At 43.9% G+C, this 13,248-nt stretch carries 12 protein-coding genes; 10 read left to right on the forward strand and 2 right to left on the reverse strand.

From position 1 onward, the window contains the following. Positions 1 to 53: 53 nt before the first annotated feature. The 9 genes from PSU78_RS05245 (at position 54) to PSU78_RS05285 (ending at position 11,042) form a co-directional block, all read left to right on the forward strand. On the forward strand, positions 54 to 1,019 hold the full coding sequence (locus PSU78_RS05245) for an ABC transporter permease (RefSeq protein ID WP_300385307.1): 966 nt from the start codon (positions 54 to 56) through the stop codon (positions 1,017 to 1,019). 8 nt (positions 1,020 to 1,027) lie between these two features. Then, positions 1,028 to 1,948 carry an ABC transporter ATP-binding protein gene (locus PSU78_RS05250; protein ID WP_300385310.1) on the forward strand — a complete coding sequence of 307 codons (921 nt, stop codon included), beginning with the start codon at positions 1,028 to 1,030 and terminating at the stop codon, positions 1,946 to 1,948. A gap of 8 nt (positions 1,949 to 1,956) precedes the next feature. After that, positions 1,957 to 2,721, forward strand: coding sequence for a creatininase family protein (locus tag PSU78_RS05255; RefSeq protein ID WP_300385313.1), 765 nt, complete (start codon positions 1,957 to 1,959; stop codon positions 2,719 to 2,721). A 12-nt stretch (positions 2,722 to 2,733) separates the two neighbouring features. Beyond that, positions 2,734 to 4,095: a type III glutamate--ammonia ligase gene (glnT, locus tag PSU78_RS05260; protein ID WP_300385316.1), complete on the forward strand. Its 1,362-nt coding sequence runs from the start codon at positions 2,734 to 2,736 to the stop codon at positions 4,093 to 4,095. Between the two features lie 51 nt (positions 4,096 to 4,146). Continuing rightward, entirely contained in the window at positions 4,147 to 4,875 is a 729-nt protein-coding gene (locus PSU78_RS05265; RefSeq protein ID WP_300385318.1) for an urea amidolyase associated protein UAAP1, read from the forward strand. Between the two features lie 8 nt (positions 4,876 to 4,883). Continuing rightward, the gene (locus PSU78_RS05270; protein ID WP_300385320.1) at positions 4,884 to 5,531 is read left to right on the forward strand and encodes an urea amidolyase associated protein UAAP2; all 648 of its coding nucleotides are present in this window, start codon (positions 4,884 to 4,886) and stop codon (positions 5,529 to 5,531) included. Between the two features lie 80 nt (positions 5,532 to 5,611). Then, a complete protein-coding gene (uca, locus tag PSU78_RS05275) occupies positions 5,612 to 9,226 on the forward strand; it encodes an urea carboxylase (protein ID WP_300385322.1) in 3,615 nt (1,204 codons plus the stop codon). 3 nt (positions 9,227 to 9,229) lie between these two features. Then, a complete protein-coding gene (gene atzF, locus PSU78_RS05280; RefSeq protein ID WP_300385324.1) occupies positions 9,230 to 10,603 on the forward strand; it encodes an allophanate hydrolase in 1,374 nt (457 codons plus the stop codon). Positions 10,604 to 10,637: 34 nt separating this feature from the next. Beyond that, positions 10,638 to 11,042 carry an amidase gene (locus PSU78_RS05285; protein ID WP_300385326.1) on the forward strand — a complete coding sequence of 135 codons (405 nt, stop codon included), beginning with the start codon at positions 10,638 to 10,640 and terminating at the stop codon, positions 11,040 to 11,042. A 36-nt stretch (positions 11,043 to 11,078) separates the two neighbouring features. On the opposite strand, the gene PSU78_RS05290 is transcribed toward PSU78_RS05285, so the two are convergent. Together PSU78_RS05290 and PSU78_RS05295 are read right to left on the reverse strand one after the other, a co-directional pair. Beyond that, positions 11,079 to 11,711 carry a MarC family protein gene (locus PSU78_RS05290; protein ID WP_300385328.1) on the reverse strand — a complete coding sequence of 211 codons (633 nt, stop codon included), beginning with the start codon at positions 11,709 to 11,711 and terminating at the stop codon, positions 11,079 to 11,081. A 30-nt stretch (positions 11,712 to 11,741) separates the two neighbouring features. Further along, on the reverse strand, positions 11,742 to 12,338 hold the full coding sequence (locus tag PSU78_RS05295; RefSeq protein ID WP_300385330.1) for a S24 family peptidase: 597 nt from the start codon (positions 12,336 to 12,338) through the stop codon (positions 11,742 to 11,744). A gap of 352 nt (positions 12,339 to 12,690) precedes the next feature. Here PSU78_RS05295 and PSU78_RS05300 point away from each other — a divergent pair, with 352 nt between their 5' ends. Continuing rightward, a complete protein-coding gene (locus PSU78_RS05300; protein ID WP_300385332.1) occupies positions 12,691 to 13,044 on the forward strand; it encodes a hypothetical protein in 354 nt (117 codons plus the stop codon). Positions 13,045 to 13,248 lie beyond the last annotated feature (204 nt).

The following is a 13,248-nucleotide window of genomic DNA, read 5'->3' on the forward strand; positions in this document are numbered from 1 at the left end:
TTCACATAGATTTTTAATATTGATCGTCTAAAGTTAAATAGATTGGTTGCAGAATGAGTTTAGAGTCTTGGTTTGCGGTGCGTAGAGAGTTGTCGCCGCGTAGGCAAAAATTATTGGGTTTAGGCTCATTTCTGTTGCCATTGTTTATTTGGTGTGTAGTAAGTTATATGCCGTTTGTATGGCACCCAATGGTGTTGATAAATAAGCCAGGGGATGTTGATTATTTTCAGGTAGACATGCTGGTGGATAAAGCCTTATTTAAGGAAGAGTCCGCCAACATGCAAGCTGCTGGAAAGGTTATTCCTGAAGGTAAGCCAGCTAATCCAATATATTTACCTGCGCCTCATGAAGTTGCAAAAGCATTGTATACAGGGTTTACCACAGCACCTGAGCAACGTGATGGTAAATGGCTGCACGAAAGTCTTTGGCATAGCATCCAGATCATATTCTGGGGATTTTTTATCTCATCATTGATAGGCGTGCCAATCGGTATTTTATGTGGAACTTACAGTGCTGTCTCTAGGCTTAATGAGCCTTTCATCGAGTTTTTCAGGTATTTACCTGCGCCTGCATTCGGGGCTCTTGCGGTAGCAATTTTAGGAATTTATGACGGGCCAAAAATCGCCATTATCGTGATTGGTACTTTGTTTCAGCAGATTCTGATTATTGCCAATACCACACGTAAGCTTGATTACTCTTTGCTAGAAGCGGCACTCACGCTGGGTACTAGTAAATTCAAACTCATGATGCACGTCATAATCCCTGGTATTTTGCCCGAGCTATATCGTGACCAACGCATTTTATTAGGCTGGGCTTGGACATATCTAATCGTGGCAGAGCTCATTGGTACATCATCTGGCATCACATGGTTTATCACCCAGCAGGCGCGCTATCAGCATTTCGATAACGTTTATGCAGCAATCATTATCATCGGCGTGATTGGCCTTGGTGGAGATTTAATTCTAGCTTGGCTAGGTAAACGCTTGTTCCCGTGGGACAGGTCTGCGAATAAAGAGTAGGGGCGCATATGGACAACAATACGAATATTCCCAGTTATTTAGCGCAATCAGAGGCGGTTAAAGATCGCTTTGATAGGCTCAAGCAGCGCGAGGTAATTTTAGAAGTTAAGCAGTTGGGAAAAGTTTACAAGACAGCCAAAGGTGAAGTCACTGCACTTAAAAATATTAACTTTAAAACGCACAGGCGTGAATTTGTTTGCGTGATTGGGCCATCGGGCTGTGGTAAATCAACATTAATTCGTATTTTAGCTGGCTTAGAGTCACATACCTCGGGTGATGTTTTACTGGATGGTAAACCCGTTACTGGGCCAGGGCGCGACAGAGGAATGGTGTTTCAAGGCTACACCTTATTTCCTTGGTTAAGTGTTAAAAAGAATGTCATGTTCGGCTTAGAGATGAACAATGCCAGTGCCAACGAAGCTGCGAAAGAGGCTGATTTGTGGCTGGAATTGGTTGGGCTAGAAAAGTTCGCCAACGCTTATCCACATGAGCTTTCTGGTGGTATGAAACAGCGTGTTGCCATTGCGCGTGCTCTAGTCAATCAACCACGTATTTTATTAATGGATGAGCCTTTTGGCGCATTAGATGCGCAGTCTCGCGCCAAGATGCAAACACATTTACTTGAAATTTGGCGCAATGTCGATGTGACTATTTTGTTTATTACGCACGATTTAGATGAAGCTATTTTTCTGGCAGACCGAATTCTTGTGCTCAAAGCACACCCTGGAGAAGTACAGGAGTTAATTGAAGTGCCAGTGCCACGCCCCCGCAACGTTAAAGATTTTACTAGCCCAGAGTTCTTAGCCACAAAGGCAAGGCTGGAGTCACTTATCCATCCACCCAAAACAGCCGCGGAGAAAGATGCTGAAGATGAAGCCATTACTCAGCGCATGATTCGTTTTGTTAACGTTGCAGATAATGTGGAGTAATAGATAACATGTTTTGGTCTCAACTCACATGGGCAGAGCTGCCTGCAAAAATTGCAGATGCTCATCAAGCCGCTATTTTGCCGATTGGCGCTACAGAACAACATGGTCCACACATGGGCTGCGGCATGGACTATGTACTAGCCGATATTTTATGTAGCGCGGTATCAAAATTGACCAATGTACCAATGTTGCCAACCATGCCTTATGGTTGTTCTATTGGGCATAGTCAGCGTTGGCCAGGCACATTGGCAATACAACCAATCACCTTGATTAATATGATGAAAGATATTGGGGATTGGGCTTATCACAGCGGTATCCGTCGTTTGTTTATTGTGAATACGCATGTCACCAATGCCGCACCATTACGTTGTGCTTTGGAAATGTTACGTGCAGAACACGATGACATGATGGTGACAGTAATTAACTCTGCGCATATTAGCGAGCGAGTGAGGCAGTTTCATCATGCAGATGGCGATGATTGGCATGCAAATGATGCTGAAACTTCGTTAATGCTTGCTACAGCGCCGCATATGGTACGCAGCGAGTTGTTAACTAGTGCGGATGACCCAGATCGCACGGACGGCTTAGTTTTCTCACACCCAGTGAACCGCACGAGTACTAACGGCGTCACTGGTACACCGAGTATTTCTACTATGACAAAAGGTGAAGAGTGGTTCCAATGGATGGTTGAAGACCTCAGTGAACTGATTCAAAAAGGTTTAAACGAAACACCCCCTTTAGCAAATTCTTATTTTTCTAATCACACGCAATAGAAAGAGTTATTCATGAAATCAGTAAAAGAAGTGTCAGCAATACAACAAAAACTGCAAGACCAAGGCGTTAAGTACTGCATAGGTGCATACGTCGATATTCACGGCATTCCTAAAGCTAAAGTGGTACCGATAGACCACTTGCCACAAATGGCTGCTGGGTCAGAGCGTTATACAGGCTATGCGCTTGATGGCTTGGGACAAGCGCCAAGTGATGATGAGTTAAATTCGGTTCCAGATTTAGACCATATCATTCAACTACCTTGGGAGCCTAAAGTTGCATGGATGCCAGCGGACAATCACTTTCAAGGCCAGCCTTATGCTTTGAATACGCGTGTAGCACTTAAGAATGTTTTGGCACAAGCGGCTGAAATGGGCTTTGGTATGAATCTAGGGATAGAGTGCGAAATTTATTTGTTGAAGCAAGCGGCTGATGGCAGTTTGAGTGTGCCTAATCCAGACGATAAGCTTGAGAAGGCTTGTTACGACGTGCGTGGCTTTATGGATAACTTTGCTTGGCTAGATAAAATGGCTACGGCTATTAATGGCTTGGGTTGGGATTTATATTCTTTTGACCATGAAGATGCCAATAGCCAATTTGAATTTGATTTCAATTACAGCGATGCATTGACCATGTGTGACCGATTGATTTTCTTTAGATACATGGCCAAACATTACGCTAAAGAAGATGGCCTAGTCGCCACCATGATGCCTAAACCTTTTGCGGATAAAACGGGTACAGGCGCACATTTCAATATGTCACTTTATGATTTAAAAACAGGCAAAAACCTGTTTGCATGTGATCCGAAAGATGATCCGCGCGGACTGGGCTTAACAACGCTTGGTTATCAGTTTATCGCAGGTATATTAAAACACGGCCCAGCTTTGTGTGCTGCATTTGCACCAACAGTGAATAGCTATAAGCGCTTGGTTCGCCGTGGTGCTATGAGCTACTTCAGTTGGGCGCCTGCGTTTAATTCTTACGGCTCAAATAATCGTACCAACTCTGTGCGTGTACCTATGGGAGGCGGACGCTGTGAATCACGCAATGCCGATGGCGCGGTGAATCCTTACCTTGCCGCAACACTTGCTTTGGCAGCTGGTTTGGAAGGTATTCGTGAAGGTTTAGACCCAGGTAAACCCAATGAAGACAACCTGTACGATATGAATGAAGAGCAACGCCAAGCTCGCGGAATAGGCTTTTTACCACAAACACTCATAGACGCAGTTGACGCATTTGCAGCAGACCCATTGGTTGAAAAAACATTAGGTAAAGAGCTGCGTGATGAATTTATAAAATATAAAACTGAAGAATGGGAAACCTACCATTTGACTGTCAGCCAGTGGGAAATCGACCGCTACAGTTACATGTTCTAAGCCGTATTTCACTAATTGTAAATAAAACCAAGTTGAAAATAAGTTGAAAAAATGAGCACATTTAATCCAAAAAAATTACTGTGGGAAGAAGCTGTACCAGGTGGCAATCACTGGTCTGGTTTAATGCGCAGAGGCTCTGCGTTGCGCTTTACTGATTTGCAAGGTGGCGCGAATGTGTCATTGCTGCTTTATAACTTCGAAGAAAAGCTAGAGCGCTACAACATGCCTGATAGTTTAAAAGCCCAACATACGGCTTTTCTAACGACAGGTAATGTCTGCTACTCCGACATGGGACGCGTGATGTGCTCATTTATTCATGACAGTGTTGGTTGGCACGACACCATGTGTGGCATCTCAGACGCTAAGCTTATCGAGCTGAAATATGGTGTTGCCAACTATCAAACGCATCGTAACGACATGTATCGCAGTGCCAAAGATGGTTTATTAATCGAGCTTGCCAAGCATGGTTTAGGTGCACGTGATTTGGTCGCCAACGTGAATTTATTCAGCAAAGTTAGCGCGAATGATACGGGTGGTTTGGTTTTTGATGCAGGTAATAGTCAAGCTGGTGATGTGGTGGATTTACGCTTTGATATGAACGTGTTAGTGGTGTTATCCACCGCACCACATCCGCTTGATACCGCCAGTACTTACAAACCTGCTGATGTTTTATTAACTGCTTGGCATGCAGGCAATGCGGCAGAAGATGATGTTTGCCGCAACGAATGTGAGCAAAATCAGCGTGGTTTTATTAACACTGAACGCTTTTACGCGCATTAGGATTTGATATGTTAATTGAAAGCCAATTTGTAGTTTCGGATGCTATTGTTAATGAAACCTGCCTTGCGGGCGACCCATGGACTGGCATCGTTAAAAAAGGTCAAACCTTTCGTATTCTCGATTTAGACGGCAACCAAGCGGTAGATACGCTTTTTTACAACGCGAATGATGCGACCGAACGTTATAGCGCGGTTGATACCATCCAACGCCAAGGACAGATTTATCTCACTACTGGCTCGGTGTTGTACTCCAGCGAAGGCAATCCGATGCTCACGATTACGGCTGACACTTGCGGTCGCCACGACACCATAGGCGGCGCTTGCTCCGCTGAAAGCAATACCACACGTTACGCACTCTCCAAACGCCCCATGCATAGTTGCCGTGATAGTTTTATGCATGCCATTACGCATTCAGCTTGTGTGATTGAGCGCAATATTACTAAACGCGATATTACTGCCAACATTAACTTTTTTATGAATGTCCCCGTGACGTCAGATGGCGGTTTAAGCTTTGCAGATGGTATTTCTGCGCCTGGTAAATATGTGGAGATGCGCGCTGAGATGGATGTGCTAGTACTCATCTCAAATTGTCCGCAACTCAATAACCCATGCAATGCCTACAACCCAACGCCCATTCAATTGTTGGTTTGGAATTAACCCAATAATGCACCCGTAGCTGGACGACCTGATACGGATTAAAAAAGCGAGACGGCTCGCAATGCAGTGAGAAAAACAATATGTTTAAAAAAGTCCTAATTGCAAACCGTGGAGAGATTGCCTGTCGTGTGATTCGCACACTTAAGAACATGGGCATTCAATCCGTTGCGGTTTATTCACAGCCAGACTCTGGTGCTCGCCACGTATTGGATGCCGATGAAGCTATTTGCATAGGCCCAGCGCCAGCAGCGGAAAGCTATCTTAATGTTGATAAGATTTTGCAAGTGGCCATTGAAACTGGTGCAGAAGCGATTCATCCTGGTTATGGTTTTCTTTCCGAAAACGCAGACTTTGCCGAGAGGTGTGAGGCGCAAGGCATTGCATTCATTGGCCCAACCCCTCAGCAAATGCGCGACTTTGGCTTAAAGCACACCGCACGTGAGTTAGCAGAAAAGAATGGCGTGCCGTTGTTGCCAGGTACAGGCTTACTTGCCGATATAGACGAGGCTTACATTAAAGCAGAAGTAATTGGTTATCCCGTAATGCTCAAAAGCACGGCGGGCGGCGGTGGCATCGGTATGCAATTGATTTGGTCTAAGGACGAATTGCATGCCGCTTTTGAGTCTGTGCAACGACTATCTCGTGCGAATTTTAAAGAAACAGGTATTTATTTAGAAAAGTACGTGCAAGCCGCGCGTCATATTGAGGTGCAAATTTTTGGTAATGGTTTAGGCAAAGTCATTGCCTTGGGTGAGCGCGATTGCTCTGTACAGCGTCGCAATCAAAAAGTGATTGAAGAAACGCCTGCGCCCAATATTTCCGAAGCGGTTAGAAAATCATTATCAGACACAGCCATTAAGTTAGGCAGCGCGTTAAATTACCGCTCTGCAGGTACGGTTGAGTTTGTTTACGATAACGATTCAGGTCAGTTCTACTTTTTAGAGGTGAACACGCGCTTGCAAGTTGAGCATGGCGTAACTGAATTGGTGACTGGCGTAGATTTAGTGGAGTGGATGATACGTATCGCCGCAGGTGAAACCAACGCGCTGGATGCTTATTCGCACAATCCTTCAGGCCATGCCATTCAAGTGCGATTGTATGCGGAAGACCCTAATAAAAACTTTCAGCCATCTAGTGGCGTGTTGACTGAGGTTAAGTTCTCATCGGGAGCACGTAACGACACATGGGTAGAAACGGGCAGTGATGTTTCGCCATTTTACGACCCACTCATCGCAAAAGTGTTAGTACATGCGCCAGACCGAGAACAAGCCGTGGCTAAAATGCGTACGGCCTTAGCTGAAACCTCGATATATGGCATCGAAACCAATTTGGAGTATTTGCGCCAAGTATTAATGGATAGCGTCTTTCCTGCGGGCAAACAAATCACCCGTTATTTGAATAGTTTTACCTACAAACCACACACCATCGACGTGCAAGATGGTGGCGTGATGACGACCATTCAAGATTACCCAGGCCGCATTGGTTATTGGGCGGTTGGTGTGCCGCCTTCAGGGCCTATGGATCATTTAGCCTTTAGGTTGGCGAACAAATTGGTCAGTAATGCCGAAGGCGTTGCCGCCTTAGAAGTGACTTTAATCGGCCCAACACTTAAATTTAATACAGATGCTGTGATTGCGATTACGGGTGCACCGATTGAGGCGACCTTGGATGGTGAAACCATTTTGATGTGGCAATCGCATCATATCAAAGCAGGCAGCACACTAAAGCTAGGCAAAGTAATTGATGCAGGTTGTCGCACTTATTTGGCTGTGCAAGGTGGCTTTGATGTACCTGATTATTTAGGCAGTAAATCTACCTTTACCTTAGGTCAATTCGGTGGGCATGGCGGCAGAACTTTGCGCGTTGGCGATGTGCTGCATATTCTACCGCTAGTAACTACTTACATTCCCCAAGTTTTACCGAAAACCTTGCAGCCGAACTACAGCAATTATTGGGAAATTGGCGTTTTGTACGGTCCGCATGGCGCGCCAGATTTTTTCACTGACGATGACATCACCATGTTCTTCTCTACCGATTGGGAAGTGCATTACAACTCCAATACCACAGGCATCCGTTTGATTGGCCCTAAGCCAACATGGGCACGTCAAGATGGCGGTGAGGCTGGTTTGCATCCGTCTAATATCCACGACAATGCTTACGCCATTGGTGCCGTAGATTTTACTGGTGATATGCCAGTGATTTTAGGGCCAGATGGTCCAAGTTTAGGTGGCTTTGTGTGCCCTGCAACCATTATTCAGGCTGAGCTATGGAAAATGGGGCAGCTTAAAGCGGGCGATAAAGTGCGCTTTATCAGAGTGACTCAAGAGGATGCTGCGAGTTATGAGTTAGCTCAAAACAGCTCAATCGCGAGCCTTATTGATGAGCCAGCAAAGCTAGCAGTTAACACAAGTATCCAACACAGCCCGATTCTGGCTGAAATCGCCGAAACAGCAGATCAAATCAAAGTCGTTTACCGACAATCTGGCGATAAATATCTGTTGATCGAGTATGGCGAACTAGTGCTGGATTTGAATTTAAGGTTCCGTGTGCATGCGCTCATGCAATGGCTAGAAAGCCAACACGTTAAAGGTATTATCGATCTCACGCCAGGCATTCGCTCGCTGCAAGTGCATTTCGAAAGCTTGGTGCTCCCTGTTAAACAGCTCATTCAAATGCTGCAAAAAGGCGAATCTGAATTACCCAGTATCGATGAAATGGAAGTGCCAACACGCATCGTGCATTTGCCGCTTTCTTGGGACGATGTCGCCACGCAGTTGGCGATTGAAAAGTATATGCAATCCGTGCGTAAAGATGCGCCTTGGTGCGAAATGGTCGATGGACATGCGAGTAATATTGAGTTTATTCGCCGCATTAATGGCTTAGATTCTATTCAACAAGTCAAAGATATTGTCTTTAATGCCAGCTACTTAACACTAGGCTTAGGTGACGTTTACTTAGGTGCGCCAGTCGCAACGCCAGTCGATCCACGACATCGCTTAGTGACCACTAAATATAACCCAGCACGTACTTGGACGCCTGAAAATGCAGTGGGCATTGGCGGTGCTTATATGTGCGTTTACGGCATGGAAGGACCTGGCGGTTATCAGTTTGTCGGCCGTACCATACAAATGTGGAACAGATGGAACCAAACCAAAGACTTTGTTGATGGCAAACCTTGGCTATTGCGTTTCTTCGATCAAATTCGTTTTTACCCAGTCGCAGCAGGTGAGCTTTTACAAATGCGCGAGGATTTTCTGCATGGAAAATTTAAACTCAACATTGAAGAACAAACCTTCCGTCTAAAAGACTACAAGCAGTTTTTAAGCAATGAGGCGGCAACAATTAACGCCTTCAAAACTCAACAGCAAAATGCTTTTGATGCAGAACGTGAGCGTTGGATTGCGAGTGGACAAGCTAATTACAGCAATGAAACTGAGTCTACCAGTGCAGTGGATGTGTTGGAAATTCCAGTGGGCAGTCGCGCAATTGCATCGCATGTTGCAGGTAATTTATGGCAAGTTAAACTGAAAGAAGGTGACTTGGTGCAAGAGGGCGATGAGGTTGCGATTGTAGAATCGATGAAAATGGAAATCGCTGTCACCGCTAGGCTTGCAGGCAAAGTGACAAAAATTTTATGCAGTGAAGGTATGTCGATTTCTGCAGGTCAAAACCTAATCGTGATTGAAGAGGAATAAAAAATGAACTTACAAATCTCACATTTACGAAACTTATACCTTACAGGCGCGCTTAAGCCAACAGATTTAGTGAAACAACTGGATGCCGAAATAGGTAATGATGACAGTCGTCATATTTGGATTAGGCGTTTAACACTTGAAGAGATGCAAGCTTTCGCTAAAAACTTAGAGGGTAAAAATATTACAGATTTGCCTTTGTACGGCATACCGTTTGCCATTAAAGATAATATTGATTTAGCTGGCATTCCAACTACAGCGGCTTGCCCTGAATTTGCTTACACGCCTACTAAAAGCGCTACGGTCGTTCAGAAGCTGATTGATGCAGGTGCAATTCCCATCGGCAAAACCAACTTAGACCAGTTTGCCACAGGCTTGGTCGGTACACGCTCACCTTACGGAGCCTGCCAAAATAGCTTTAACTCTGAATATATTTCAGGTGGCTCAAGCGCAGGTTCGGCGGTATCTGTGGCATTGGGGTTGGCTAGCTTTAGCTTAGGCACGGATACCGCAGGTTCTGGCCGCGTGCCAGCATCATTTAACAACTTAGTTGGACATAAGCCTACATGCGGCTTATTAAGTACTAGCGGAGTCGTGCCTGCCTGTCGAACCTTAGATTGTGTTTCAATCTTCGCGCTAACCGCTGAAGATGCGGCTCAAGTATTAGAGTCCGCACAAGGATTTGATGAAGAAGATGCTTACTCACGTAAAGCGATTATTAGACTTAACTCTTTGTCAGGGAAGTTTTTTTCATTTGGTGTGCCTAAGCTGGAACAACTGGCTTTCTTTAACAACACCGAAACGCCAGTGCTTTTTAATCAGGCAATTAAACAGTTAGAATCTTTGGGTGGTAAAGCCGTAGAAATTGATTTTGAGCCATTTTTAGAAACAGCACGTTTGCTTTATGAAGGCCCTTGGGTGGCGGAGCGATATGCTGCGATTAGTGACTTTTTTGAAACTAAACCTGAAGCTATTTTCCCAGTCACTAAACAAATTATTGGCGGCGCTACTAAGTTTAGCGCGGCAGATACTTATGTTTCGCAGTACAAACTGAAAGCGCTGCAACGTAAGGCAGAGGCCGTTTGGCAGTCGATTGATCTATTGGTTACGCCAACGGCAGGCACCATATACACCATTGATGAAGTGAATGCAGATCCAGTAAAGTGTAACTCTAATTTGGGTTACTACACCAATTTTATGAACCTATTAGATTTGTCCGCAACGGCCGTACCAACTGGGTTTCAACAAGATGGCTTGCCTTTTGGGGTCACAATTTCTGCACCTGCATTTAAAGATATGTCGCTGCTGACTTTAGCTGCCAAAATGCAAAAAATATCTGCAAAAACATTAGGTGCAACGGGCTTGCCATTCATTAATTAAACCAAATTAATCACTAGAATAGAAACGAAACAATATGACCAACAGTCAAAAATTTATCCAAGTGGCAGTCTGCGGCGCGCACATGACAGGCTTGCCATTAAATACACAACTCACCAACTTGGGCGGAACCTTTCTCGAAGAAACCACCACAGCGCCAGAGTACAAGTTATATAAATTAAATGGATTCACACCCGCGCGTCCAGGTTTGCTGCGCGTTGTCAGTGGCGGTGCTGCAATCACGTTAGAAGTATGGCAACTGCCCATTGAAAATTACGGCACATTTGTATCAGGCGTACCAGCGCCACTAGGTTTTGGCACGCTGACACTCGCGGATGGTCGCGTTGTGAATGGGTTTTTATGTGAGCACTATGCAACATTAAACGCCATTGATATTTCACACTTAGGCGGCTGGCGAAACTATTTGAATGAAGCTGCGTAAAGCGTTTTAAATACTCTTAAATGTTTTCAATCTGCATTATTTGCCTAATGCAGGAAACAGCCCTAGTAGACCGTGAGCGATAAATTCAACCGCCATTGCAGCAAGAATCAACCCCATTAATCGCGTCACAATGTTAATGCCTATTGTGCCTAATTTATCCGCGATGTAGCTAGAAAGTTGCAAAGTTAGCCAGATAAGAATAGCCACCACGAAAATTGGAATCGCTAACGAGATATGTCCTAAAAAGGTTTTACTTTGTTGTGCTGCAATAATCATACTGCCTATAGCGCCAGGTCCAGCGAGTAAAGGAATACTCAGTGGCACAATAGCAATCACATCTCGCTCCTCCAAAGTTTGAGCTTCTTCAGGCGTTTGTTTAGAGTGGCTTTGTTTACCATGCAACATATTGATTGCAATCAATAGTATTAATATCCCACCACCCACTTGGAACGATGGAATTGTGATGCTAAAAAATTCAAGTATGCCATCGCCAAACAAGGCTGAAGTGAGTAGCACTAGAAAAACGGTAACAGCAACAACATTTGACGTTCTTAATTTTTCACTTCTGTTCCATCCATCTGTAGCACTAATAAATATTGGTACACTGCCAATGGGGTTCACAATGGCAAACAGTGCTATTCCAATCTTAAATAGATAAGCCCAATCCATTGTTTTTAGCTCCTAATTAATAACTGCGAATTAATAGCTACGAAATTGCCCAGTAACGACGCCATAAATGCCAAATGCCTCTTTAGGTCGAATGACATCAAAGTCAGGATTCGCTGGAATTAGCACAAATTGCTCTTTCTCTTTTCCAAGCGTCTTAATGGTGAACTTGTCATCAATGATAGCCACTACAATATCACCAATATTCGCAAAAGGCCTTTTCTCTACAATAACAGTATCACCATCTAGAATCCCTAAATCTCTCATTGAGTCTCCAGCAACTGGGATTAGTTCAGTGATTGAAGGCTTTTTAACGAGATGTTCATCAATCGTCATGTAATCACCCCCTTCACTGTACGCGGCAGTAAAAGAGCCAGCCTGTACTGTTGTATTTGAAAAAGGTCGTTCGAAAAATCGTTTGCCAGGAATTAATTTTTTATCAGGCGCCATCTCTAAGAACCCCATTAACTTGAGCCTTGCTACAAATCGACTAATAGTATCTTTCGATTTCATATTCAGCTGATCTTGCATATATCGATAGCTTGGCAATGATCGGTAGTTTGCAAAATAATCTCGCAACTGCCCTAATTTTTGAATATCCAATTCTTGCACTTCATTAAAATCGCTCATGAGTAGAAACCTTTTTACACTAGTAGTAAGTCACGTTATTGAATCACTTTGCGAACGAACGAACGTTCGTTCGTTCGATTTATTATCGCTTTAATGTATTCTAATTACAAGTAGCGCGGTAGTTATTTAACTTAGAAGCAATTCGCTATATGTTTATCGTGTAAGCTTTAATCATCATAAGGGTGACGACGAAAACAAAGTTTGAAGTTATAGCTAATCTTGATTAAATTACTAGTTGGAACATAACTTGATAAGGATTGTCTGAATTTTGTGCGCAAAAAAATAGTTGTGTGTGAAAAAACCGATGTTATTCACTACGATAACGTAAAAAACTTAAATGGAGAGATAAAAAATGGTTATAGCTTTTAATAGATTTGCAGCATTGCTTTCATTAATGCTGTTCTTAGGCGCTTCCAGTCATGCATTTGCAGGAGAATTTGACGGATCATGGATGCTGTATGACACGCACGGCGGTGGTTTTGAAGCGACTCTCACTGAAGATGGTAGCGCTTCAGGCACTCATGGCGACTCGATGAAGCATGGCACTTGGAAAGTAGTGGATGGCGCAGTGGTAATTAGTTGGAAAACTGGTTGGACTACACGTATTGCTAAACAAGGTGATAAATACGTTAAAACCTCTTTTAAGCCAGGTACAACGATCACTGATACACCTACTGATACCTCTGAGGCTACAAAAAAACATTAATTGATATATTTAAATGTATATATTTAATGACTACATAAACCCTAGCTACAGCTGGATGTTATGTAGTCAAAAATTCACAAATCTACACTTTTGTCATACAGTATTCTCATTAGGCTAAGTTTTAAGTGTAGCCATATCAATGACAAAGCGTGACCCCTGTTGAATAAAGTGGACACTACCACTTCAGACAAGCTCTTCCTGTTT

It is taken from the genome of Methylotenera sp. (assembly GCF_029945705.1).
Taxonomy (GTDB): domain Bacteria; phylum Pseudomonadota; class Gammaproteobacteria; order Burkholderiales; family Methylophilaceae; genus Methylotenera.